This window comes from Mesorhizobium sp. IMUNJ 23232 (genome assembly GCF_044326205.1).
Lineage (GTDB): Bacteria > Pseudomonadota > Alphaproteobacteria > Rhizobiales > Rhizobiaceae > Kumtagia.
The window spans coordinates 61,381-84,186 of record NZ_JBIRCY010000028.1 but is presented as its reverse complement, the minus strand read 5'-3'; the positions used below and the strand labels follow the sequence as shown (position 1 = coordinate 84,186).

The window sequence follows — 22,806 nt, the reverse complement described above, 5'->3', positions numbered from 1 at the left end:
GCGGATGAGGTTCCGGTGCTTTCAGGTTGCGACAATCAGGCTGAAATCACGCCGTCGTCGCCGACTCTGGTCATCAGGCCGCGAAACGCTTCGAACCGCTCGCGTTCCAGCTTGACCGCCATTGGCGTTTCCCAGCCCATTTCGCGCGCCACGATGAGGCCAAGCAGCAGGATCGCGTCGGGTTCATGCAGCACGATCGCCGCCGGCTCGTGGCCGCTATGCACAAGTTCGAGCAGCACGGCGGAGGCCGAGGACGAACCGATCGTGCCCGGCAGGAACAGCACCTTGCCCGCGATCGTCAGGCCGTACTGGGGATGGCGGACATCGGCGATGCGGCCGCTTGCAGGGTCGACGCCACCCCAGAAACTGATCGGCGCCGTCAGCACCAGCGCCTCGCCCTGGCCGGCAGCCCCGGCAACCAGTACCTCACCACGAGCGAAAATCGTCTCGCGCTGCGGCGTCATGATCGGAACCCGAAAACCGGCCGGCCGGCGACAGCGCTTTCGACGCAATCAGCCATCGAGCCGTAGAGCACGGCATAACCGGTATTGCCCGGCGCATATTGCGCGAATTTTCCCGAATTGGTCATCAGCACCCCGCCGTCCCGTTTGGGCAGGATCGGCGTGACGACGACGCAGGTGTCGGCGACGATGACGACACCTGCCTTTTCCAGCGCCTTGCGGCGGCCATCCTTTTCCAGCGCGGTGAGCACGTGGCGGCCCGTGCAGGCGTAGAGCGGAACTGTTAGCTTTCGGCCGGCGACAAGCACTTCCAGACGACCCACTTCGGCCAGCGACAGATGGGGACTGCCGATGGCAACTGCGTCGACGCGATCCGCTCCGGTCGCCGTCGAGAGTCGCGCCTGCGCGTCGCGCACCATCTGTTCCGTCACCACGATCGTCGCTTCCGCGGGCATATGTCCCAGCGCGGTGGCAAGGTCAGGCGCTTCAGGCGTCACGCCGACGATGTGGAAAAGCCCGACGGCGCCGGTCGAAGCTGCCGCCGCGCCAAACGCCTTCAGGGCGTCCTCACCGGGATGCGCATCGACACCGGCGACCACGCCGACCGTGTCACCGACCTCGCGCCCAAAAAGGCTGCCCAGCACCGGCCATGCGATTTCCGACTTCATGAATGCCGGCGAAAGCCCGCCGACATCGAACACCAGCCGCGCCTTCCGATTCTTCACCCAGTGCAGCCCGCAATCCGGCGCCCGGCCTGCTATCGCGCAGGCGATATCCAGAAAATCTCCATAACGATTGGTGCGCGCGCCGAGCACGGAATTGCAAAAGACCACCGCGTTCGATTCGCCCCATGCCACATTCGTGCCGAAGGCCGGTCGATGTCCGGCCTGATAGGGCGCGCAGGTCCAACTCGGCTCGCAGCCCAACCTGCGATAGGCATACATCATGCGCCGCGCCATGCCGCGCGCCGGCTCTTCCAGCCGCACTCGCGAACAGCCTATCAGGTCCAGCGCGCCGACATTGAGGGTCGAGCGCACCGCGACTTTCGCCCCGCCTTCGACCAGGCTCTCAGCAAACAGCGTGCCGGAATCGCCGTGATAAAGCGCACCGTCGATATGGGCCGATTCAATCGGGATCAGCCGCGGCGCGGCAAGCAGCCGAGCGCTCTCGGCGACGATACGCATCGCCATCGCCGCGCCTTCGCCGTCGCGCCCGCCGGCAATAGCCCGCTCGTCATCAGTCAGGATCAGGCTCATGCCAGCGACTTGCGCATGGTGATCGATGTCGGGCGATCGTAACCGGCATGTGCGCTGCTCCCGGTCTCGACAAAACCCAGCCGCGCGAAGGTTTTGTGGTTGCCGCTCAGCTCGACGCGCGTTTGAAGCTCGATCATTCGCCTGCCTTGGGCGCAGGCGAACTGCTCAGCGGCATCCAGCCGGCGGCGGCCTATGCCATGGCCCTGGACATCGGGATCGACCGCCAGCTTGCCGAGGTAGAGACAGTCGCCGCGATCGTTAAGCGCCACGCAGCCAACGAGCCGTTGACCTTGAAATGCGAGGAAAATCGTTTCTGCCCGCGCCTTGTCGCACAGTAACTCCGGCGTCAGCAAATGCACCGACGAGGGCGGATCGATGACGCCGTCCATGTAGGCGAAGGCGCGACGGATCAGCGCCAGTAGCCCGTCCCAGTCGTCAAAATCCGGCGGCAATTGCGCGACGGTGACATAGTCACTCATTTGGAAGCTTTGTAGCGGATCGTGTCGAACTGAGCGCCGAGCGCATCGTAGAGCAGCAGCCGTCCGACCAGCGGCTCGCCGATGCCGGCGACCAGCTTGATCACTTCCAGCGCCTGGAGCGTACCGATGACCCCGGTCAGTGCGCCGAGCACGCCGGCTTCGGCGCAGGAAGGCACCATGCCTGCGGGCGGCGGTTCCGGGAAAAGGTCGCGATAGGATGGATTGCGCCGCCCGTCAGCACCGGTCTCGAATGGCTTCAGCACGGTCAGCGAGCCATCGAAGCGGCCGACGGCGGCATGCACCAGCGGTTTTTCTTCCGCCGCGCAGGCATCGGCCACCGCATAGCGCGTGTCGAAATTGTCCGAGCCGTCGGCAACCACGTCATAGCGTCGGACCAGTTCGCGCGCGTTATCCGCGGTGATGCGGAAATCATGGACCTCGACCGTGACATTCGGATTGATGCGGGCGATGGAGCGCGCAGCACTCGCGTTCTTGGCCTCGCCGACCGAGCCGGTGTCGTGGATGACCTGCCTTTGCAGATTGGAGAGTGAAACAGTGTCGGCGTCGACCACGCCCAGCGTGCCGACGCCCGCGGCCGCCAGATATTGCAGCACCGGTGCGCCGAGCCCGCCCGCGCCGATCACCAGCACGCGGGCGCGTTTCAATTTCTGCTGCCCCGGGCCGCCAATCTCCGGCAGCACGATGTGGCGTGCGTAGCGTTCGAGTTCGTCGGGGGTGAAGGCTGCTGCGGTCATCGATGGAAGATAGTCCGGCGCAGGCAGGATTAAAACCGGTCGCCTATTCCGTCGGCTCTGTCTTGGCGGCACGCCGCCGGCGCTCGCTCTTCACCTCCACGATACGCACGCGCTTGACGCGGCGCGGATCGGCGTCGAGCACATGGAATTCGAAGCCGGGCACGGCCTGCACCACCTCGCCGCGCGCCGGCACGCGGCCGAGCGCGTTGAAGATCAGGCCACCGATCGTGTCGACATATTCGCCATGCTCGCCCGGCGCAAAATCGCTGCCGATCATTTTTGCGACATCGTCGATCTCGGCCTTGGCATCGACAATATAGACGCCCTCGCCGGCCTGGGTGATCAGCGGCTCTTCCTCGTCGTGCTCGTCCTCGATGTCGCCGACGACCATCTCGACGATGTCCTCGAGCGAGGCGAGCCCGTCGGTGCCGCCATATTCGTCGATCACCAGCGCCATCTGCGTGCGCGACGCTTGCATGCGCGCCATCAGGTCGGACGCCAGCATCGACGGCGGCACGAACAGCACGGTGCGGATGAGATTGAGTTCGCCGATCGAGCGGGCAAGGTCGACATTGGCCAGATCGAGCGGCCCCGCGGCTGCAGGCGGCTTCCGCGTCGCACGCGTTTTCTTGGCGCGGCCGGCGCGGGTGATATGCGCCAGCACGTCGCGGATGTGGACCATGCCGCGCGGGTCGTCGAGCGTGCCGGAGTACACGGGCATGCGCGAATGGCCGGACTGTTCGAACACATTGAGCAGGTCGCCGAGCGTGATCGATATCTCGACTGCCTCGATATCGGCGCGCGGCACCATCACGTCCTCGACCCGCACCTCGCGCAGCCGCAATATGTTGTTGAGCATCGCCCGCTCAGCCGGCGAGAACGCCTCGGCGTCGGTGTCGCTCTCGGCTAGCGCATCGGTCAGGTTCTCGCGCAGGCTACTGCCGTTGCGAGCCCGGAAAAGCGTCGACAGCCAGTCTATGAAAGAGGGGCGTTCGGGAGCCGCTGGGGCGGTCGTACTCGGACTCGGCCCTTCCTCGGCCTGATCCGTCGTTTTCCTGACGCTGCCCGTCTCGGGGCCGGCGGCAGTCTCGGGGGTGTCGTTCATCTCGTTCCGGTCGTTGGACGCTTTCTGTTACGCGTAGGGATCGGGAATGGCAAGCCTAGCCAGCGCCCGGCGCTCAAGCTCCTCCATCACCTCGGCTTCCCCGTCCGTCTCATGGTCGTGGCCCATCAGATGCAGCAGGCCATGGACGATGAGATGGGTGATATGGTGTTCGAAGGGTTTTCCTTCCAGTGAGGCCTCGTTTTTCACCGTCTCGAAAGCCAGCACGATGTCGCCGAGCATCGGCGGCAGCGTGTCGCCGATCTTCGTCGGAAATGCCGGAAAAGACAGCACGTTGGTCGGCTTGTCCTTGCCGCGCCATTCGGCGTTCAGCACCTGGATGTGCGCATCGTCGGTGAACATCAGGCTGAGTTCGACCGGCTGCGCCGCGTGGCCGCCGGCCTCCGCGATCGCCGCCTCGACGGCATAGGCGGCCAGCGCGCCCAGGGCTTCCTCGGATGGCCATGCGCCGGCCTCGACGGAAACGTCGATGGTGACGGCGACGGCGGAGGTCGCCGACCGCTTCTTGCTCGATCGGGCCATGTTTCCCGTCGTTCAGTTTTCGCCGACGCCAAGCCCGCGCGACAGTTTGGCGTCTCGGTCGTAGGCGCGCACGATCTCCGCCACCAGCGGATGGCGGACGATGTCGACATCACCGAAGCGGACGATCACGGCGCCGGCGACGCCGTCCAGTATGCGCAGCGCCTCGACCAGGCCGGACTTCGTCTGCGGCGGCAGGTCGATCTGCGTCGGATCGCCGGTGACGATCATGCGCGAATTCTCGCCGAGACGCGTCAGGAACATCTTCATCTGCATCGGCGTGGTGTTCTGCGCCTCATCGAGGATGACCGCGGAATGCGCCAGCGTGCGGCCGCGCATGAAGGCCAGCGGCGCGATCTCGATGACGCCGGCGGTCAGCGCCCGCTCGACCTTGTCGGCCGGCATCATGTCGTAGAGCGCGTCGTAGAGCGGCCTGAGATAGGGATCGACCTTCTCCTTCATGTCGCCCGGCAGGAAGCCGAGCCGCTCCCCTGCTTCGACAGCCGGCCGCGACAGGATGATGCGCTCGACCATGCCGCGCTCCAGAAGCATCGCCGCATGCGCGACCGCGAGATACGTCTTGCCGGTGCCAGCGGGACCGATGCCGAACACCAGTTCGGAGCGTTCCAGGGCGCGCATATAGGCGTCCTGGTTGAGCGAGCGTGCATAGATGGTGCGCTTGCGGGTAGCGATCTGCGCGGCCGCCATCTTGCCCTTGCGTTCCAGCGTCGGCAAGGTCAACTGGTCGTCTGCGGCAATCGCCATGCGGATCGCCCCATCGACATCCGACTGGGCAATGTTGGCGCCGGTCTGCAGGATGCCGTAGAGATTATCCAGCGCGCGCTGCGCCTGCTCGGCGGCCGCCGCGCTGCCCTTGATCGCAACCTGGTTGCCGCGCGAACGGATGTCGACGCCGAGCTTCTGCTCGAGCCTGGCGAGATTTTCGTCGAACTGCCCGTAGAGCGCGCTGGCGAGCTTGTTGTTGTCGAAGGTCAGGACGATGTGCGCCATATCCGACGCCCCCGCGGGGGCCTGCTTCAGATCTGCGGTGGCGACCAAACGTCTCTCCTCTCTGGAATCTACAAAACCGCGGCGAATAGCGTGGTGCCTTCCATCCGGGCGATTCGCACCGGAACAATGTCGCCTATTTCGCCGGCGGTTTCATCAACAATGACCGGCTGCAGCCATGGCGATCTACCGGCCAGTTGCCCCGCACGGCGGCCGGGTTTTTCGATCAGCACGTCGAAACGCATGCCGACGCGGCTTTGCGTGAAATCGTGCTGGTGTTCCGCAAGAAGCGCCTGGAGACGCTGCAAACGTTCATCCTTGACCGCTTCCGGCAGGTGGCCCTTCATCTCGGCGCCCGGCGTGCCGGGACGCGGCGAATATTTGAACGAGAAGGCCTGCGCGTAACGCACCGATCGCACCAGATCGAGCGTCGCCTCGAAATCCGCGTCGGTCTCGCCGGGAAAGCCGACGATGAAGTCGCCAGACATGGCGATGTCCGGCTGGGCCGCGCGAATCCGCTCAATCAGCTCAAAATAGTCGGCTGCCTTGTGGCGGCGGTTCATGGCTTTCAGAATGCGATCGGAGCCCGACTGCACCGGCAGATGCAGATAGGGCATCAGTTCGGTCAGGTCGCGATGCGCCGCGATCAATTCGTCGTCCATGTCGCGCGGATGGCTGGTGGTGTAGCGCAGCCGCGCCACGCCGGGGATTTCCGCCAGCCGGAACAGCAGGCGCCCCAGCCCCCATTCCGCGCCGTCCGGACCCTCGCCATGCCAGGCGTTGACGTTCTGGCCGAGCAGCGTGATCTCGCGTACGCCCGCCGCCGCAAGCTTCTCCGCCTCGGCGACGATCTGCCGGACCGGGCGCGACACTTCTGAACCACGCGTATAGGGAACCACGCAGAAGGTGCAGAACTTGTCGCAGCCTTCCTGCACGGACAGGAACGCGGTGACCCCGCGCTTGGCGATTTCCGCGCGGCGCGGCTGCGGCAGGTGCTCGAACTTGTCCTCGACGGCGTAATCGGTCTCCACGACCTTCTCGCCAGACCGTGCCTTGCGCAGTGCATCGGGCAGCCGATGATAGGTTTGTGGGCCGATCACCAGGTCGACGACGGGCGCGCGGCGAATGATCTCGCGGCCTTCGGCCTGGGCGACGCAGCCGGCGATGCCGATCATCATTTCGGCGCCCGCCTTCTCCCGCTCGCGCTTGACCTCGCGGATGCGGCCGAGTTCGGAATAGACCTTTTCAGCCGCCTTCTCGCGGATGTGGCAGGTGTTGAGCAGGACGAGGTCGGCCTCTTCCATCCGCTCGGTCGCGGAATAGCCGTCGGCGGCCAGTGCATCGGTCATGCGCTGGGAGTCGTAGACGTTCATCTGGCAGCCATAGGTCTTGACGAAAACCTTCTTGCCGCCCTGCGGTTGCGCGCCGGTTCCGACTACCGGTTTGGCCGCGCGGTCGATCTCGATATGCTCCATTGCCGGGCTTCTAGCGCCTTTTTGCGGCGAAGGACAGACCGCACGCGCCGGTGGTTCAAAGATGCGGCGCCGGATTGGCCAGCGCCGCCGACAGCATTTTTCGCACGCGCTCCTCGGTCAGGCGGGCAACCTCCTTGCGGTTGCTCTTCGCAGTGAACAAAACAGGCTCGCCGAAATGCACCTCGACGTCCATCGCGCCCTCGCGCAGCACCGCGCCGAGATGCGGCACAAGGTCCTCGTCGCCGATCCACGCCGCCAACCCGCGATACTGCCGGCCCATCGGCAGGCCCTGCAGTCTTGTGTAGGCCAACGCCACGGGCTGAATCCACATCTCGTCATGTCTGCTCGCCGACAGCATCATCGACGCAGCGCCGAACAGCGTGGTCTTGAACGGCAGGATCTGGTTGCCGTCGCCGGTGGTGCCCTCGGCGAACAGCACCATGACGTCGCCGTCGGCGAGCCGCACCGCGATCTCGCTGGCCTGGTCGCCGGATTTGCGGCGGCGGTCGCGTTCAACATAGACGGAACGCTGCATGCGCGAGAACCAGCCGAAGATCGGCCATCCCGACATCTCTGACTTGGCGATGAAGGATACTTCGGCGACCGCCGCAAGCACGGTGATGTCGAGCCAGGAGACGTGGTTGGCGGCGATCATCAGCGGACGGCCGGGCGCGGCGCCGCCGAAGACGCGGATGCGTATGCCGAGCATCCGGGTGGCGACCTTGTGCCAGAACCGCAGCAAACGGCGTCCGCGGCAGAGGCGGGTCTTCAGGCAAAACATCTGGAGGGGCGCGAGAACAAGCGTCGTCAGCGCCACGACCGTCAGCGCCAGAACCGTCCGGACCGTTCCGATCATAGTGCGCCGCTGCTCCGTCGGATTGCAGCCGCAGCGGCTGGAAGCCCGGTGCCGGACCGGACGCAGTTCGACGTTTCAAGGCCGGGGAAAATGCGACGCGGGCGGTGCAGAACCTAGCCGAAGCTACCGTCAAACCATTCGCGAGGCAGAAAACCCGACCGAGAAAGGCTTGTGTCGAAAAGCTTCAGGTCAGGAATGATGGTCTCGACCTTGACAACGCCCGGAGGCGGGTTTTGCGGCTGAAGCCAAAAGTCCTGACGGGAAGCAATGCGACAGAATTGTGTCCGATCCGGCAGGGAAGGCTTAACGAAGATCACGGCGCATGACAAGCGCGCCGGCCGCCGGTCCCTTGTCGTTGGCGTAATAGTTCGGGCGGCGTCCGACCTTCAGAAATCCGAGCCGGCGATAGAGTGCGATGGCGGCCGCATTCGATTCGTCGACTTCCAGGAACAACGCCTCGGCGCGCCGCGCATGCAGCTCGCGCAGCACAGCGTCCATCAATTGCCAGCCGAGACCGAGCCGCCGGTGCGAGCGGGCGACGGCCACCGTCAGGATCTCGCCTTCTCCCGCCGCCAACCGCGCCAGCACGAAACCGACCGGAGCCTCCGCCCCATGGCCTACTTCGCGCGCCGCGAAGCCGAAGACGGTATCCTGCGCCAGCAGCCCGGCGAATTCGCCGTCACCCCAGGGACGGGAAAAATCCTCACGGTGGATCGCCGCGACGGCAGCCAGATCGTCGGAAGAAAGTGGCGCGATCGAGAACTCGCGCTGGCGTGGCGCCAGGAACGGGATACGCATCATTCCTCCCGCCGAGGCAGGACAAAACCAGCCTGCGGCTTTGCATCGGGCTCGCGGAGGTAGAGCGGGCTCGGCCTGCCGCCGGAAGCGCCCTTCGCCGCGGCAATCCGCGCATAGGTGGCGATGTCAGCGGTGGCGCTTTCCAGCGCTATGCACAGACGGCCGCTAGACAGCGCAGCGACGGCCCGCGCGGCGGTGCCGGCCAGCGCCGCGCCGCGCCGCAATGCCAATTCCGTTGCGTCCCCCGCACCCATAATCGAGGGAGCATATACCTCGTGTCCGAATTCATCGTAAACGGCCATCTGGACCGTAGCCGGGGCATTTCCCGCTGCGCCGCCAAGCACCGCCATCACTTTGCTGGCGCCAATGTGAGCCCTCGCCTCCATCGCCAGCGCCTCCAGCGTATTCACCCCTATCGCCGGAATGCCGAGGGCAAGCGCAAAGCCACGGGCCGCGGAGACAGCCACACGGATGCCGGTGAAGGAGCCGGGTCCTACCGAGACGGCGATGGCGCCGAGGTTCGCATATGTCTTGCCGGCGGCGGCGAGTGCCGCATCGACCACCGCGATCAGATGTTCGGCGTGACCCTTGCCCAGGTCGAGCACCGAACGGCTAAACTCGCAGTCCGCCGAAGCGTCGTAGACGCAAGCGGCGCAAAGATTGGCCGAACAGTCGATGGCGAGGAGGATCATGGACGGGAAGCCAGTTCGACATTCAGCCGATATGAGCCAGCCCTTCGGCGGGTAGGCCAGCGTTCCTTCGCACCCCCCTCTGTCCTGCCGGACATCTCCCCGTCAAGGGGGGAGATTGGCGGCGTCAGCCTTGCCACTCGCCTTGCAACGTTGGTGATTGGCGAAATACAAGCGGTCGGCCAATCTCTTCCCTTGAGGGGGAGATGTCCGGCAGGACAGAGGGGGGTGCGAAAGAATGCCATCAATACAACGATACGGGATATGTTTCCCGCCGATAAGGTCTCGCTCAGGCTGAAGCCGTCGCTTTCAACTCCAGCCGCCGTGCGTGCAGAACCGGTTCCGTATAGCCATTCGGCTGCGATACACCCTTGAACACCAGGTCGCAGGCAGCCAGGAAGGCAATCGACTCGTCGAAATACGGCGCCATCGGCCGGTAGTGCGGATCGTGGGCGTTCTGGCGGTCGACGACGCCGGCCATGCGTTTCATCGTCGCCATCACCTGCGACTGCGAGCACACGCCGTGATGCAGCCAGTTGGCGATGTGCTGGGACGAGATGCGCAGCGTGGCGCGGTCCTCCATCAGGCCGACATCGTGGATATCAGGCACTTTCGAACAGCCGACGCCCTGGTCGATCCAGCGCACGACATAACCCAGGATGCCTTGCGCATTGTTGTCCAGCTCGTGCTGGACTTCCTCCGGCGTCCAATTCGGACGAATGGCGACGGGCACCGAAAGGATATCGTCGAGCTTTGCGCGGGGCCGGCTCTTCAAGGTCTCCTGCACGGCGTGCACATCAACCTTGTGATAGTGCGTGGCGTGCAGGGTGGCGGCCGTCGGCGACGGCACCCAGGCCGTGTTGGCACCGGCCTTCGGATGCGCGATCTTCTGCTCCAGCATCGCCGCCATCAGGTCCGGCATCGCCCACATGCCCTTGCCGATCTGGGCGCGGCCCTCGAGCCCACAGGCGAGCCCGATGTCGACGTTCCAGTTCTCATAGGCCGATATCCACGGCGCCTGGCGCATGTCGCCCTTGCGGATCATCGGCCCAGCTTCCATCGAGGTGTGGATCTCGTCGCCGGTGCGGTCGAGGAAACCGGTGTTGATGAAGGCGACGCGGTCTTTCGCCGCGCGGATCGCTTCCTTGAGGTTGACGGTGGTGCGCCGCTCCTCGTCCATGATGCCCATCTTGATGGTGTTTTCGGCAATGCCGAGCAACTTTTCAACGCGCGAAAAAATCTCGACAGCGAAGGCGACTTCCTCCGGGCCATGCATCTTCGGCTTGACGATGTACATCGACCCAGCGCGCGAGTTGGCGCGGCGGCCGTTCGGGCCGATGTCGTGCAGCGCGATCAGCGCGGTTATGGCGGCGTCCATCATGCCTTCCGGCATCTCGCTGCCATCGGGAAGCAGGATCGCCGGATTGGTCATCAGGTGGCCGACATTGCGCACCAGCATCAGCGAACGGCATTTTGCCAGGAAAGTCGAGCCATCCGGCGCCAGGTAGTCGAGGTCCGGATTAAGTTTTCGCGTAAACGTCTTGCCGCCCTTGGTGACGTCTTCCGCGAGATCGCCCTTCATCAGGCCGAGCCAGTTGCGGTAGACCAACACCTTGTCCTCAGCGTCGACGGCCGCGACTGAATCCTCGCAATCCATGATGGTGGTGATCGCCGACTCAATCCAGACGTCCGAAATATGCGCCGGATCGTCCTTGCCGATCGGCGAAGTTGCGTCGACCAACACCTCGATCAGGAGGCCGTTGTTCCTGAGCAGGAACTGGCCGGGCGCGCCTGGTTCGCCGAGATAGCCGGCGAATTTTTGCGTATCCTTGAGTCCGGTGGAACGGCCATCAAGCAGCGAGATGGCAAGCTTGCGATCGCTCACCGCAAACGCCTTGGCATCGCTCCAACTTGCGCCATCGAGCGGCACGCTCTCGTCGAGGAATTTCCGCGCCCAGGCGACGACCTTGGCGCCGCGCTTCGGATTGTAGCCCTTACCCTTCTCGACACCGTCCGCATCGGGAATCGCGTCCGTGCCATAGAGCGCATCGTAGAGCGAACCCCAGCGCGCATTGGCGGCATTCAGCGCATAACGCGCATTCATCACCGGCACGACAAGCTGCGGCCCGGCGATTTCGGCGATCTCGGGGTCGACGTTTTGCGTCGAGATTCTGAAGTCCGGCCCCTCGGGAAGGAGGTAGCCGATCTCGGTCAGGAAAGCGCGATAGGCGGCAAGGTCGACAGGCGCGCCATTGTCGCGATGCCAGGCGTCGATCCTGTCCTGCAACGCGTCGCGCTTCGCAAGCAGCGCGCGGTTCCTCGGCGCGAGGTCTTCGACCAGCGCCGAAAGTCCATCCCAGAACGCTCCACCCTCGACGCCGGTGCCCGGCAGCGCCTCGCCAACCACGAAATCGTGCAGAATGCGGTTGACACGCAGTCCGGCGACCGGGATGAAATCCGTCATCTCAAAAAGTCCTTGCGGTCCGTTTTCGTCTTGGGTTTCCGGGCTTTGGCACGCCGCAACCGGATGGTCAATTCACCAAGCGGCTTAGAAAGGGCCGCAGGCGTCGCGGCTGACGAACGCCCCCGATCGGGAGGCAATTGTCACGCCGCGATGCGCGGGCGGCCCGTGGCCACGGCGACGATACGCGCCTCTATGAACATGCGCTGACCTTCGATGGTCGAGATTCGGATATCACGCGAAACCGCGACCTCCGCCATGTCGGTGCCGGCGATTTTCGCGCGTTCGGACGCCAGTTCGCGCACTTTCTCTTCGGCAGTGGAGACGGCGGCATTTTCATCGGTGAAGTCGCGTAAAATGTCGCCGGCCGACAGGCGGAAAAGTCCTTCCTTGGGCTGGCTGACCAGTGCTTCCGCCGAGACGCGGACTTGGCCGACCACGGCGCCCAGCGCGTTGGCGACATCGGTATCTTCAGGCACGATGCAGCCATTGCCGACAAGGGCCGGCAAATCCGCATAGTGCAGCGGCGCGGAAGCGCCCAATCCAATCACCGGGCGGTCCAGCGCCACCGTAAACCGCGCGATGCCTTCGCGGCCATCCACGGCGCGCTGCACCAGCGCATGGGCCACCGTCGCCGCGCCGTCCAGGCCGTCCTCGGCAAAGGCAGTCTCCAATATGACTTCGGCGGAAAGCCGAGTGACGGCGACGAGCACGCGCTCCGAAAGCGCTTCCGGCGTCTCGGCGATCGGCTGGCCGCGTCCGTCGCGACGCCTGGCGAACAGTTCGGCCCCGAGGCGCGCGGAAAACGCGTCCCAGTTTGCCTGCCGTCCGAGCGTGTGGGCGGCGTCCGAGGGCGTGAAGCCGCAGACATGCACCAGCCCGCGCGACACCAGCCGGTTCAGCGTCGCCATCTGCGCCGTGGACGTCAGCAGCGTGTCGAGCGGCAGCGGCACGGTGCCGATGCCGTCATAGAGTTTCTGCTCCGGCCCGGTCAGGCCGGCCGCCAGCCGCTCCGGCACGCCGGTGCGCAGGGCAAAACGGCCGTCCATGCGGCCGGGATTGGGCGCGCGCAACTGCCGCTCCAGATGTTTTGTCACCGCCTCGCCATGCGCTTGGCCGGCCAGCGCCAGCGGCACGAGCCGGCGCGGTCCGAGCAATATTTTTGGGGTCAGCGCGCCTTCCTCCAGGCGCACCTCGGAATCGCCGCCCAAGCCGAAAGTGCGCATTGCGACAGCCTCGACCATGGTGCGAAAGCCGCCGACGGTCGCACCTTCCGGATCGAGCCGCGGCCGGCCCTTGTCCAACACCGCGACATCGGTGGTGGTGCCGCCGATGTCGGAGACGACGGCATTGTCGAGGCCGGTCATATGGCGCGCGCCGACGAGGCTGGCAGCCGGTCCCGAAAGAATCGTCTCGATCGGCCGCTGCCGCGCGAAACCCGCAGACACCAGCGCGCCGTCGCCACGCACCACCATCAGCGGCGCGGCGATGCCGCGCTGCTCCAGGAATCCTTCGGTGGCCGCAACAAGCCGGTCGATCATGGAGATCAGCCTTGCGTTGAGCAGCGTCGTCAGAGCGCGGCGCGGCCCGCCGAGTTTCGACGAAAGCTCGTGGCTGGCGGTCACCGGCAGGCCGGTGCGTTCCCGGATCAGATCGCGCGCCAAGAGCTCGTGCGCCGGGTTGCGCGTCGCAAAATAGGCGCAGATGGCGAAACCCGACACGGTGGCTGAAAGCGTCGGAAGCCCGGCCTCAAGTGCCGTGAGATCAAGCGTCCGAGGGTTGCCGTGGACATCGTGGCCGCCTTCGCAGACGACCAGCGGATCGCCGCCAAGCGCCTTTTCCAGCCCGTCGCGCGTCAGGTCGGCGGGCGCAAAACCGATCATCACCAGTGCGACCCGGCCGCCCTGCCCTTCGACCAATGCATTGGTTGCAAGCGTCGTCGACATGGAGACAAGCTTGATCGACTTCGGATCGGTGCCGGCCTTTTCCAGCACTGCATCGACCGCGCCGCCGATCCCGACCGCAAGATCATGCCGGGTGGTCAGCGCCTTGGCCTTGGCGGCGACGCCAGTTGTCTCCGACCAAAGCACGGCGTCCGTGTATGTGCCGCCGGTGTCGATGCCCAGATATAGCGCCGGCGCTGTCGTCGATGTCATTGCGCGATCATTTCCTCCTGCTCGACCGTCAGCGGTTTTACGCCCGGCGGCAGCGGTTCGGGTTTTTCGTCGGCCGATACGTCTCCCTGCGACAGGTCCGCAGCCGGCACGGGGGAAGCCGCCCGGCGCGCGCAGCCGGCTTCGACCAACGCGACGGAGGTGATGACAAGCGCAACGGCAAGACGGGAAAGAGGCAGCATCAAGAGCAGTCGATAGCGGGAGGCGGTCGGGGTTGGGCCGCCTTCGCACCAGCGAAGCACGGTTCGATGTCGCGCCGGCTTCTATCTCATCTGAGCCGCCACCGCCACCATCATCAAAGCGACGGCTCGGCGCCTCATATTCTGCAACAACGGCCGTGGAACGGCGGATGGTTGCGCGTTTGGCGTGCCGAAGCGTAGTATGTTAGCGCTACCGTCCGCCAAACGTGGCGGTTCCGAGGGCTGAGGAACATTCTCCATGCGAAGCCGGTCCCGCCGCGGCGGCGGACGCCCGACCATCGCCGATGTCGCGAAACTCGCCGGCGTCAGTGCGATCAGCGTGTCGCGGGCGTTGCGCGAACCGGAGCGCGTCTCGGAGGAGTTGCGCCGCCAGATCGACTCTGCGGTGGAAACGCTCGGCTACGTGCCGGACCCGAATGCCCGGGCGCTGGCTTCGGCGCGCGCCGACGTCATCGGCGTTCTGGTGCCGTCGCTCACCAACAACGTCTTCGCCGACGTGGTGCGCGGCATTTATGACGGCCTCGCCGACCGCCGCTTCCAGATCCAGATGGGCAATACGCATTATTCCGGCCTGGAAGAGGAACGCCTGCTGCAGGTCTTCCTCGGCCAGCGGCCGGCGGCGCTCATCGTGTCCGGGCTTGACCAGACATTCGCCTCCCGCAAGCTTTTGGAAGGCGCGGGATGCCCGGTCGTGCAGATCATGGAGATCGGCGACGACCCGGTCGATATGATGATCGGCTTCTCGCATTTCGAAGGTGGCCGAACGGCCACCCAGCACATGATCGACCGGGGCTACAGGCGCATCGGCTTCATCGGCGCGCGCATGGACCCGCGCTCGCAGCGCCGCCTTGCCGGCTATCGCGCCGCGGTCGAGGCCGCCGGCCTTTACGATTCACGCCTGATAACCACCACGCCGACACCCTCCAGTGTTTCGCTAGGCTGCGAACTGCTGCGTGACGCGCTGGCCCGCATGCCGACGCTGGATGCAATCTTCTGCAACAATGACGATCTGGCGCTCGGCGTGCTGTTCGAATGCCACCGCGCCGCCATCGACGTGCCGCGCAGGATCGGCATTTGCGGCTTCAACGATCTCGAGATGATGCATGTCGCCTTCCCCTCGATCACCACGGTGCGCACCCCGCGATACGATATCGGCCGGCGCGCGGTGACGCTTGCCCTGGAAAAGCTCGCTGGAAACAACGTTGAGCCGGCGGTGCTCGATGTCGGATTCGATCTGAAGATCCGCGAAAGCACTGCCGGGCCAGGATAAGTCGTCAAATCTAAAATCTGGCTTTACAGGCGAATGTGGTAGCGCTAACATCTTCAACGATGCTGGCTCTCGGGAGGAACCATCGGCCGGCATCCGACCAAGGACTCGTCGGCGACCCAAGGCCAGGCAGGCGATGAGAATGCCTTAAGGCATCCGCTCTCCGCAGGGCGCACGGATCGGGACGTTTCCTGTCGCCGCCGTTTCATCAAATTCTGGGAGGAATTCTATGATCAGGTCACTCGTCGGCGGCATCGTCGCCGCCACCGCGCTTACACTTGCCTCCACCGTCGCCTTCGCGGAGCCGGAAATCGTCAGCGGACCGGCCGCCGATGCCGGCTGCTTCGTACCGTGGACGGCGGAAACCAAGTTCTTCAAGTTTCCGAAGAAGGAAGGCCCGTACCGCGTCGCGCTGGCCAACGGCTACATCGCCAACACCTGGCGCATCCAGATGATCCAGACCGCGAAAGCCTACGCCGCGCAGCCCGACGTCGCCGCGAAGCTCAAGGAATTCAAGGTCGTGTCGACCGGCGAGGACGTTCCGGCGCAGATTTCGGCGATCAACAACTTCATCGATTCCGGTTATGACGCGATCGTCGTCAACGCGCAGAACCCGACCGCCTTCGCGCCGGTCATCAAGCGCGCCAAGGAAGCCGGCGTCGTGCTGGTCGCCTTCGACAACATTCTCGACACCGAAGACGCCATCAACGTCAACGTCGACCAGAAGGGCCTCGGCGTGCTCTGGGCCAACTGGCTGATCAAGAATGTTCCGGATGGCGGCAAGGTGCTGGAAGTGCGCGGCGTCGCCGGCACGTCGGTCGACACCGACCGCCACAACGGCATCCACGAGACGCTCGATGCATCGGGCAAGAAGTGGGAAGTCACCGAGGTCGTCGGCAAGTGGGACGACGGCGTCGCGCAGAAGGCAACCGCCGACGCGATCGCCACCAACGGCCCGTTCGCCGGCTTCACCGCCCAGGGCGGCGACACAGGCGTCGTGCAGGCGATGATGGACGCCAAGCACCCGTTCGTGCCGTTCGGCGGCGAGACGGAAAACGGCTTTCGCAAGTTCTGCGCGAAGTTCGCTGGCGAGGGCCTGAAGTGCTCGTCGGCCGGCACCGGCCCGGCTCAGGTCGCCGTGGCGATCAAGACGGCGATTACCGCGCTCGAGGGCGAGGTCGTGCCGCAATCGGTCAAGCTGCCGCTGGCCATCGTCGAGGATCCGAACTTCAAGGAAGGTGAGGACTACTTCCCCGACCAGTCCGACAACTTCTTCGTGGGCAATTCCTTCCCGACCTGCGGCATCAATTTCACCGCGCAGGAAATCATGGGCCAGTCCAAGGAAAACCAGTAAGCTCCCTAGCCGAGGTCTACGCAGCCCCTCACCCTTACCCTCTCCCCGTGAAGCACGGGGAGAGGGAGGCGTCCACGTAGCCGCTTGTCCCTTCTCCCCGTCCTTCACGGGGAGAAGGTGCCGACAGGCGGATGAGGGGCAGCGCCGACCTGTTTACATCTAGCTCGGGCCGATCGAGAGTGCCTATGCTTTCCGAAAAAACGGAAACCGAAACACTGCTCTTCCGCATGGAAGGCATATCCAAGCGCTACGGTGGCGTTCGTGCGCTGGAAAAGGCCGAACTCAGCGTCGCGCCCGGTAGCATCCACGCCATCCTTGGCGAAAACGGCGCCGGCAAGTCGACGCTCATCAAGATCATGGCGGGCGTGGTCGCGCCCGACGAAGGCCGCATGACGATGCAAGGCCGCGAGGTGAATTTCGCGTCGCCGGCCGCCGCCAATCAGGCCGGCATCGTCTGCATCTTCCAGGAACTGTCGCTGATCCCCGAACTCAGCGTCGCCGACAACATCGTCATCTCGGACCCGCCGAAGCGTTTCGGCATGATCGACCGCAAGGCCCAGCGCCGCATCGCGGAAGAGGCGCTCGCCAGGGCCGGCGCCGGCGACATCCATCCGTCCGCGCTGGTCAAGGATCTTCCGCTGTCACGCCGCCAGATGGTCGAGATCGCCAAGGCGCTGGCGCGCAAGCCGCGCATCCTGATCCTCGACGAGGCCACGTCGGCGCTGACCGCGGCTGATGTCTCCAAGGTGTTTGCCGTGCTGAAGCGGCTGCGGGCGGAAGGGCTGGCGCTGCTCTACATCTCGCACCGCATGAACGAGATTGCCGAACTCGCCGACGAATGCACCGTGTTCCGCAATGGCCGGAACGTCGCCACCTATGCGGCCGGGACGAAATCCGACACCGAAGTCGTCGAAATGATGATCGGGCGCGAATACAGCCACGTCTTTCCGCCTAAGCCGGAGCGCGACGGCGCGGACAAGACCCCGGTGCTGGAATGCAAGAACCTCTCCTGGACCGACCGGTTGAACGACATATCGCTGAGCGTGCGCCCGGGCGAGGTCGTCGGCCTCGGCGGCCTCGACGGCCAGGGCCAGCGCGAGCTGCTGCTCGCTTTCTTCGGCGTGCTGCGCGGGCTTTCCGGCGAGGTGCTGATCGACGGCAAGCCGGTGTCGATCGCCAGCCCGGCGGCAGCCAGACAGGACGGCATCGGCATGGCGCTGATCCCCGAGGACCGCAAGACCGAGGGCCTGATGCTGCCGATGACGGTGCGGGAGAACCTGTCCTTCTCGGCGCTCGACCGGCTGTCCAGGGGCGGCATCATCGACCGCGCCGCCGAACAGCGGCACATCGACGACATGATAAAGCTTCTGGCGATCAAGACGGCGGGACTCGATATTCCGGTCGGCGCGCTGTCGGGCGGCAACCAGCAGAAGGTCGTCATCGCCAAATGGCTGATGCGGGGACCGCGCATCATCCTGCTCAACGATCCGACGCGCGGCATCGACGTCGGCACCAAGCAGGAGCTCTATCAGCTCCTGCGCAAGCTGGCCGATGCCGGGGCGGCGATCCTGTTCTACTCGACCGACTATGACGAACTTATCGGCTGCTGCGACCGGGTGCTCGTTCTCTATGACGGGGCAGTCAAGCGCGAGCTGATCGGGGCCGAGATAACCGAACGCGCGCTGATCGCCAGCGCGCTCAACATCCACGGCGGGGAGGCCGGCATGAGGCAGGGAGCGGTCGCGTGAAGGACTGGCGCTATTGGCTCGCCGAACAGCGCGGCACGCTGCTGGCCGTCGGCATCTTTGTCGTGATGTTCATCATCTACGCCTCGAACCATCCGGCCGGCCTCACCGCCAACGTGGTGCAGACCGCCTCCAACAAGGGCGTCCTGCTCGCCTTTGTCGCGATGGCGCAGACGCTGGTGGTGATTACCGCCGGCATCGACCTTTCGGTGGGCATGATCTTCATCCTGACCAATTGCCTCGCCTCGTGGCTGGTCCTCGGCACGCCGATGGAAACGGCTTTCGGCGTCGTTGCCGTGCTGCTGACCGGTGCGATCTGCGGTGCCATCAACGGCGCGATCGTCATCTACGGGCGCCTGCAGCCCATCGTGGCGACCATCGCCACGGGCGCGGTCTATTTCGGCATAGCCTTGCTGCTGCGGCCGTTTCCGGGAGGATCAGTCAATGAAGATCTGGCCGATGCGCTGACCGGCCGGCTGTTCGGGGTGATACCGTCGAGCCTCGTCGCGCTGCTGGTGGTGGTGCTGGTCATCTGGGTGCCGTTCAGCCGCTCCGTGCTCGGCCGCGCCGCCTACGCGGCGGGCTCCTCCGAGACGGCGGCCTATATGTCCGGCGTTCCGATCCGCCGCGCCAAATTCGCCGCCTATACGCTTGCCGGCCTGCTTGCGGCCATCGGCGGGCTGTTCCTGACCTTCTTCACCTATACGGGCGAAGCGGCCTATGCCAGCGGCAACGCCTACACGCTGTTTTCGATCGCCGCCGTCGTGCTCGGCGGCGTCTCGCTGTTCGGCGGCCGGGGCAGCGCGATCGGCGCGATCTTCGGGGCGCTCGCCTTCCGCACCATCGGCGACCTGCTTTTCGTGTTCGATTTCGATCCGCTGTGGCAGCCGCTGTTCCAGGGCGTGGTCCTGCTGATTGCCGTCAGCCTGGGAGCCTTCGCCCTGTTCAGGGTACGCAACAGACTGGAGTGGTTCGGATGAGCGCCACCACGACCACCGGCCGCTTCGCCGGCCGCATGCCGAAATTCATCCGCCGCGCCGATCCGGCGGTCGCGACCTCGTTTGCCTGCATCATTCTGCTGCTGTTCCTGGGCAGCCTCTATTCGTCGAGCTTCCTGTCGCCCGAATATCTGTTGCAGCAATTGAAAGTGGCCTCGTTCCTCGGCGTCATCGCCACCGGCATGATGCTGGTCATCCTGTTGGGACAAATCGATCTTTCGGTGCCGTGGGTGGTGGCGGTCGGCGCGATGATGGCCTGCGCGGCCGCGGCCTACGGGCCCGTCGGGGTCTTCCTGGCCATCCCTTTCGGCATTCTCTGCGGCGTGCTCATCGGCCTGGTCAACGGCATCGGCGTCGCCTATCTGCGCATCCCCTCGATGATCATAACGCTCGCCACCAACGCGGTCGCGCAGGGGTTGATGGTGGTCTACACGGGCGGGTTCTCGCCGCAGGATTCGGCGCCGGCCGCGGTGCGCTACCTCGCCACCGGCTTCACCGTCCCCGGCGTGCCGAACGCGGTGGTGATCTGGGCGCTGATCGGCGCGGCGACGGTCTTCGTGCTCACCCGCACGAGTTTTGGCCGGGCCGTCTACGGCATCGGCAACCGTGAACGGGCGGCCTATCTATCGGGCATCGACACACGGCGTATCGTCTTGATTGCATTCGCGGTTTCGGGCGGACTTTCGGCATTCGGCGGGGTGCTGCTCGCCGGCTATGCGTCGAAGGCGGCGCAATCCATGGGCGACGCCTACCTGCTGCCGTCGATTGCCGCGGTGGTGCTGGGCGGCACGTCGATCCTCGGCGGCCGCGGCTCCTATCTCGGCACCGTAGCAGGCGTCATCCTGATCACGTTGCTGCAGTCGATCCTGTCGGTGATGCAGATGCCGGAAGCCGGCCGCCAGATCATCTATGGCATTGTCATTGTTGCGATGTTGCTGCTCTACGGCCGCAGCCCGGCGAGCCGCTGAGCGATGAGGAATTTCGAAAACCTACCCGGTCGAACGGGACCGGACGGTCCCGTCGCGGCGATCGTCGTGATGGGCGTCACTGGTTGCGGCAAGACGGCGGTCGGCGAGGCGATCGCGCGACACCTCGGCTGGCGCTTCGTCGAGGGCGACAGACTGCACCCCCCTGAAAACATTGCAAAAATGTCGAGCGGGCAGCCGCTGACCGATGCCGACCGCTCGGGTTGGCTGGACGCCATCGGGGCGGCGATCGCGGAGGGCATCGCCGATGGAGGCGGTGTCGTGGTGGCCTGTTCTGCGCTGAAACGCAAGTACCGCGACCGGCTCCGATCGTTCCAGCCCGACATCCTCTTCGTCCATCTCGTGATCGACCGGGAGACGGCATGGCAACGCGTCGGCAGCCGCAAGGGCCATTTTATGCCCGCCAGCCTGGTGGACAGCCAGTTCGCCGCACTGGAACTGCCGCAGGCCGACGAATTCGCTATAAATTTGAATGGCTTGGAGTCGGTTGATGAATTGTCCGCGCAGACGACGGATCGTGTTCTCACGACCCAGGGCTACCGGATCTGACCCCGTTCCAGCGGTTAGGATGCGAAGACGGATCGTGATATTGTCGCGCACTGGCGATCGTCTTCGGCGGCCATTTCAACTATGCAGCGTTTAATGGAGGACGGCCATTCATATCGAACGAGAAGATAATGAGTGACACAACGGCCACTATCATTATTTGCATCATTCTTGTCATGGCCACGTTCTATGGCGTCCGTGAACTCTGGTCCGCGTGGAAAGCCGGTTCAATTCAGTCGAAAACTGGACTCGTTTACCAAAATTCCGATACCCGTACTTTTCGACGCTTGTTTGGCCTAATAGCCTTGATGGTAGCTTTGTGCACAATTTGTATTTTCGCTACGGTGTTCGTGCTGACGCAGCGCGTGTCAGGCGTTAGCGAGCCATGGATGGGAACCCTGATCACCATCCTGACGCTTCTAGTGCTTACGCTTTTTGGGGCCAAGTACAGCCGAAAGTAAGCTTCGCCAATCGGATCGGATTGCGGCGAGTGTCGCTTGAGATTTTAAACTGAGACACGACTGATCGGGGCACTTGAATCAACTCCCGGTCAGCGCCAGCGGCGGAGCCTCTTCCGGCTGATGGCGCACGATGCCGTAATGGTTTTCGCCATTGCCGTCCGGAAACACCTTCCAGCGGCGAGGCCGGAAGGCGATGCGGCTCTTGTTGGCAGCGGGGTGCTCGATCGGCAGTTCGATCTCGACCCGGTGCCGCTCGCCGCCGATCTCAAGCTCGACATGCCGTGTGCCGGCTACCCGGCGGGTCGCGGCCACGGTGCCGGCGATGCAGCCGCCACAGCCGTCCAGCAGTTCCACTTCGTGCGGCCGGAAGAACAGCGTTGCCTGGCCGTCGGGCACATTCACCGCCGTCAGGCCGAGCGCCCGGTCCTGCAGCCAGAGCTGGCCGGCTTCGACCCGCACAGGCAGGGAGCTCGAATCACCGATAAAGCCGTAGACGAAGGGCGAGTTGGGCGTGTCGTAGACCTCGTCGGAGGTGCCGACTTGCTCGATGCGGCCCTGGCTCATCACCACGACGCGGTCGGCGAGTTCCAGCGCCTCCTCCTGGTCGTGGGTGACGAAGACGGTGGTGTGGCCGGTCGTGTCGTGGATCTCGCGCAGCCAGCGGCGCAACTCGCGCCGAACCTGCGCGTCGAGCGCGCCGAACGGCTCGTCCAGCAGCAGCACTTTCGGTTCGATGGCCAGCGCGCGGGCCAGCGCCACGCGCTGGCGCTGGCCGCCGGAAAGCTGATTGGGATAACGCTTCTCAAGCCCGGAAAGCTGGACGAGGTCGAGCAGCTCGGAAGCGCGGCGGCGGATTTCGGCCTTGGGCGGCCGCGAGGCGCCCGGCCGGACCTTGAGGCCAAAGCCGATATTGTCGGCGACCGTCATGTAGCGGAACAGCGCGTAATGCTGGAACACGAAGCCGACATTGCGCTCCTGGACGCTCTTGTGGGAGGCGTCCTCGTCGCCGAAGAAGATTGCGCCTTCGGTCGGCCGCTCCAGCCCGGCGATCAGCCTGAGCAAAGTCGTCTTGCCCGAACCGGACGGACCGAGCAGCGCGATCAGCTCGCCCGAGCGGATGTCGAGCGAAACGTCGCGCAGCGCCGGGAACCGGTCGAATTCCTTTCGGACATGGCGGATTGAAACGTCCAACGAA

General features: G+C 64.9%; 21 protein-coding genes. 6 read left to right on the top strand and 15 right to left on the bottom strand.

Going from position 1 to position 22,806, the window contains the following annotated elements:
• Nucleotides 1-35 precede the first annotated feature (35 nt).
• The 14 genes from ACH196_RS20430 to ACH196_RS20365 form a co-directional block, all read right to left on the bottom strand.
• Nucleotides 36-464 (bottom strand): aconitase X swivel domain-containing protein, encoded by a 429-nt coding sequence (locus ACH196_RS20430; protein WP_396648766.1) that lies wholly within the window; start codon nucleotides 462-464, stop codon nucleotides 36-38.
• Nucleotides 461-1,717, bottom strand: coding sequence for an aconitase X (locus ACH196_RS20425; protein WP_396648765.1), 1,257 nt, complete (start codon nucleotides 1,715-1,717; stop codon nucleotides 461-463). The genes ACH196_RS20430 and ACH196_RS20425 overlap by 4 nt, the downstream gene beginning before the upstream one ends.
• Nucleotides 1,714-2,196, bottom strand: a complete 483-nt coding sequence (locus ACH196_RS20420; protein WP_396648764.1) for a GNAT family N-acetyltransferase — start codon at nucleotides 2,194-2,196, stop codon at nucleotides 1,714-1,716. The genes ACH196_RS20425 and ACH196_RS20420 overlap by 4 nt, the downstream gene beginning before the upstream one ends.
• Nucleotides 2,193-2,951 carry a molybdopterin-synthase adenylyltransferase MoeB gene (locus tag ACH196_RS20415; protein ID WP_396648763.1) on the bottom strand — a complete coding sequence of 253 codons (759 nt, stop codon included), beginning with the start codon at nucleotides 2,949-2,951 and terminating at the stop codon, nucleotides 2,193-2,195. Before ACH196_RS20415 ends, ACH196_RS20420 begins: the two co-directional genes overlap by 4 nt.
• 43 nt (nucleotides 2,952-2,994) lie before the next feature.
• Nucleotides 2,995-4,056 carry a hemolysin family protein gene (locus ACH196_RS20410; RefSeq protein ID WP_396648762.1) on the bottom strand — a complete coding sequence of 354 codons (1,062 nt, stop codon included), beginning with the start codon at nucleotides 4,054-4,056 and terminating at the stop codon, nucleotides 2,995-2,997.
• A 27-nt stretch (nucleotides 4,057-4,083) separates the two neighbouring features.
• Nucleotides 4,084-4,596: an rRNA maturation RNase YbeY gene (gene ybeY / locus ACH196_RS20405; RefSeq protein WP_396648761.1), complete on the bottom strand. Its 513-nt coding sequence runs from the start codon at nucleotides 4,594-4,596 to the stop codon at nucleotides 4,084-4,086.
• A gap of 12 nt (nucleotides 4,597-4,608) precedes the next feature.
• Entirely contained in the window at nucleotides 4,609-5,604 is a 996-nt protein-coding gene (locus ACH196_RS20400) for a PhoH family protein (protein ID WP_396648788.1), read from the bottom strand.
• Nucleotides 5,605-5,672: 68 nt separating this feature from the next.
• Nucleotides 5,673-7,076 (bottom strand): tRNA (N6-isopentenyl adenosine(37)-C2)-methylthiotransferase MiaB, encoded by a 1,404-nt coding sequence (gene miaB / locus ACH196_RS20395; RefSeq protein WP_396648760.1) that lies wholly within the window; start codon nucleotides 7,074-7,076, stop codon nucleotides 5,673-5,675.
• A gap of 55 nt (nucleotides 7,077-7,131) precedes the next feature.
• Entirely contained in the window at nucleotides 7,132-7,932 is an 801-nt protein-coding gene (locus ACH196_RS20390; RefSeq protein WP_396648759.1) for a lysophospholipid acyltransferase family protein, read from the bottom strand.
• Nucleotides 7,933-8,235: 303 nt separating this feature from the next.
• Nucleotides 8,236-8,730 (bottom strand): ribosomal protein S18-alanine N-acetyltransferase, encoded by a 495-nt coding sequence (gene rimI / locus ACH196_RS20385; RefSeq protein ID WP_396648787.1) that lies wholly within the window; start codon nucleotides 8,728-8,730, stop codon nucleotides 8,236-8,238.
• On the bottom strand, nucleotides 8,730-9,422 hold the full coding sequence (tsaB, locus tag ACH196_RS20380; RefSeq protein WP_396648758.1) for a tRNA (adenosine(37)-N6)-threonylcarbamoyltransferase complex dimerization subunit type 1 TsaB: 693 nt from the start codon (nucleotides 9,420-9,422) through the stop codon (nucleotides 8,730-8,732). The genes rimI and tsaB overlap by 1 nt, the downstream gene beginning before the upstream one ends.
• Before the next feature lie 286 nt (nucleotides 9,423-9,708).
• On the bottom strand, nucleotides 9,709-11,883 hold the full coding sequence (locus ACH196_RS20375) for a malate synthase G (RefSeq protein WP_396648757.1): 2,175 nt from the start codon (nucleotides 11,881-11,883) through the stop codon (nucleotides 9,709-9,711).
• 140 nt (nucleotides 11,884-12,023) lie between these two features.
• Nucleotides 12,024-14,036 carry a hydantoinase/oxoprolinase N-terminal domain-containing protein gene (locus ACH196_RS20370; RefSeq protein WP_396648756.1) on the bottom strand — a complete coding sequence of 671 codons (2,013 nt, stop codon included), beginning with the start codon at nucleotides 14,034-14,036 and terminating at the stop codon, nucleotides 12,024-12,026.
• Nucleotides 14,033-14,236: a hypothetical protein gene (locus ACH196_RS20365; protein WP_396648755.1), complete on the bottom strand. Its 204-nt coding sequence runs from the start codon at nucleotides 14,234-14,236 to the stop codon at nucleotides 14,033-14,035. Before ACH196_RS20365 ends, ACH196_RS20370 begins: the two co-directional genes overlap by 4 nt.
• Nucleotides 14,237-14,492: 256 nt before the next feature.
• Between ACH196_RS20365 and ACH196_RS20360 the strand changes: the two genes are divergently transcribed.
• From ACH196_RS20360 to ACH196_RS20335, 6 genes are all read left to right on the top strand, one after another.
• Nucleotides 14,493-15,524, top strand: a complete 1,032-nt coding sequence (locus tag ACH196_RS20360; protein ID WP_396648754.1) for a LacI family DNA-binding transcriptional regulator — start codon at nucleotides 14,493-14,495, stop codon at nucleotides 15,522-15,524.
• A 226-nt stretch (nucleotides 15,525-15,750) separates the two neighbouring features.
• A complete protein-coding gene (locus ACH196_RS20355; RefSeq protein WP_396648753.1) occupies nucleotides 15,751-16,875 on the top strand; it encodes a sugar ABC transporter substrate-binding protein in 1,125 nt (374 codons plus the stop codon).
• Nucleotides 16,876-17,060: 185 nt separating this feature from the next.
• Nucleotides 17,061-18,623 (top strand): sugar ABC transporter ATP-binding protein, encoded by a 1,563-nt coding sequence (locus ACH196_RS20350; protein ID WP_396648752.1) that lies wholly within the window; start codon nucleotides 17,061-17,063, stop codon nucleotides 18,621-18,623.
• Entirely contained in the window at nucleotides 18,620-19,600 is a 981-nt protein-coding gene (locus ACH196_RS20345) for an ABC transporter permease (RefSeq protein WP_396648751.1), read from the top strand. The genes ACH196_RS20350 and ACH196_RS20345 overlap by 4 nt, the downstream gene beginning before the upstream one ends.
• Nucleotides 19,597-20,586 carry an ABC transporter permease gene (locus ACH196_RS20340; protein ID WP_396648750.1) on the top strand — a complete coding sequence of 330 codons (990 nt, stop codon included), beginning with the start codon at nucleotides 19,597-19,599 and terminating at the stop codon, nucleotides 20,584-20,586. The genes ACH196_RS20345 and ACH196_RS20340 overlap by 4 nt, the downstream gene beginning before the upstream one ends.
• 3 nt (nucleotides 20,587-20,589) lie before the next feature.
• Entirely contained in the window at nucleotides 20,590-21,153 is a 564-nt protein-coding gene (locus ACH196_RS20335; RefSeq protein ID WP_396648749.1) for a gluconokinase, read from the top strand.
• A gap of 536 nt (nucleotides 21,154-21,689) precedes the next feature.
• On the opposite strand, the gene ACH196_RS20330 is transcribed toward ACH196_RS20335, so the two are convergent.
• Nucleotides 21,690-22,802 (bottom strand): sulfate/molybdate ABC transporter ATP-binding protein, encoded by a 1,113-nt coding sequence (locus ACH196_RS20330; RefSeq protein WP_396648748.1) that lies wholly within the window; start codon nucleotides 22,800-22,802, stop codon nucleotides 21,690-21,692.
• Nucleotides 22,803-22,806 lie beyond the last annotated feature (4 nt).

Coding starts and splice junctions, on each gene's coding strand:
- ACH196_RS20340 (WP_396648750.1), top strand. CDS start 19,597: ATGAGCGCCACCACGACCACCGGCCGCTTCGCCGGCCGCATGCCGAAA.
- ACH196_RS20410 (WP_396648762.1), bottom strand. CDS start 4,056: ATGAACGACACCCCCGAGACTGCCGCCGGCCCCGAGACGGGCAGCGTC.
- ACH196_RS20425 (WP_396648765.1), bottom strand. CDS start 1,717: ATGAGCCTGATCCTGACTGATGACGAGCGGGCTATTGCCGGCGGGCGC.
- ACH196_RS20355 (WP_396648753.1), top strand. CDS start 15,751: ATGATCAGGTCACTCGTCGGCGGCATCGTCGCCGCCACCGCGCTTACA.
- ACH196_RS20335 (WP_396648749.1), top strand. CDS start 20,590: ATGAGGAATTTCGAAAACCTACCCGGTCGAACGGGACCGGACGGTCCC.
- ACH196_RS20420 (WP_396648764.1), bottom strand. CDS start 2,196: ATGAGTGACTATGTCACCGTCGCGCAATTGCCGCCGGATTTTGACGAC.
- ybeY (WP_396648761.1), bottom strand. CDS start 4,596: ATGGCCCGATCGAGCAAGAAGCGGTCGGCGACCTCCGCCGTCGCCGTC.
- rimI (WP_396648787.1), bottom strand. CDS start 8,730: ATGCGTATCCCGTTCCTGGCGCCACGCCAGCGCGAGTTCTCGATCGCG.
- ACH196_RS20365 (WP_396648755.1), bottom strand. CDS start 14,236: ATGCTGCCTCTTTCCCGTCTTGCCGTTGCGCTTGTCATCACCTCCGTC.
- ACH196_RS20390 (WP_396648759.1), bottom strand. CDS start 7,932: ATGATCGGAACGGTCCGGACGGTTCTGGCGCTGACGGTCGTGGCGCTG.
- ACH196_RS20430 (WP_396648766.1), bottom strand. CDS start 464: ATGACGCCGCAGCGCGAGACGATTTTCGCTCGTGGTGAGGTACTGGTT.
- miaB (WP_396648760.1), bottom strand. CDS start 7,076: ATGGAGCATATCGAGATCGACCGCGCGGCCAAACCGGTAGTCGGAACC.
- tsaB (WP_396648758.1), bottom strand. CDS start 9,422: ATGATCCTCCTCGCCATCGACTGTTCGGCCAATCTTTGCGCCGCTTGC.
- ACH196_RS20400 (WP_396648788.1), bottom strand. CDS start 5,604: ATGGCGCACATCGTCCTGACCTTCGACAACAACAAGCTCGCCAGCGCG.
- ACH196_RS20375 (WP_396648757.1), bottom strand. CDS start 11,883: ATGACGGATTTCATCCCGGTCGCCGGACTGCGTGTCAACCGCATTCTG.
- ACH196_RS20350 (WP_396648752.1), top strand. CDS start 17,061: ATGCTTTCCGAAAAAACGGAAACCGAAACACTGCTCTTCCGCATGGAA.
- ACH196_RS20370 (WP_396648756.1), bottom strand. CDS start 14,036: ATGACATCGACGACAGCGCCGGCGCTATATCTGGGCATCGACACCGGC.
- ACH196_RS20415 (WP_396648763.1), bottom strand. CDS start 2,951: ATGACCGCAGCAGCCTTCACCCCCGACGAACTCGAACGCTACGCACGC.
- ACH196_RS20360 (WP_396648754.1), top strand. CDS start 14,493: ATGCGAAGCCGGTCCCGCCGCGGCGGCGGACGCCCGACCATCGCCGAT.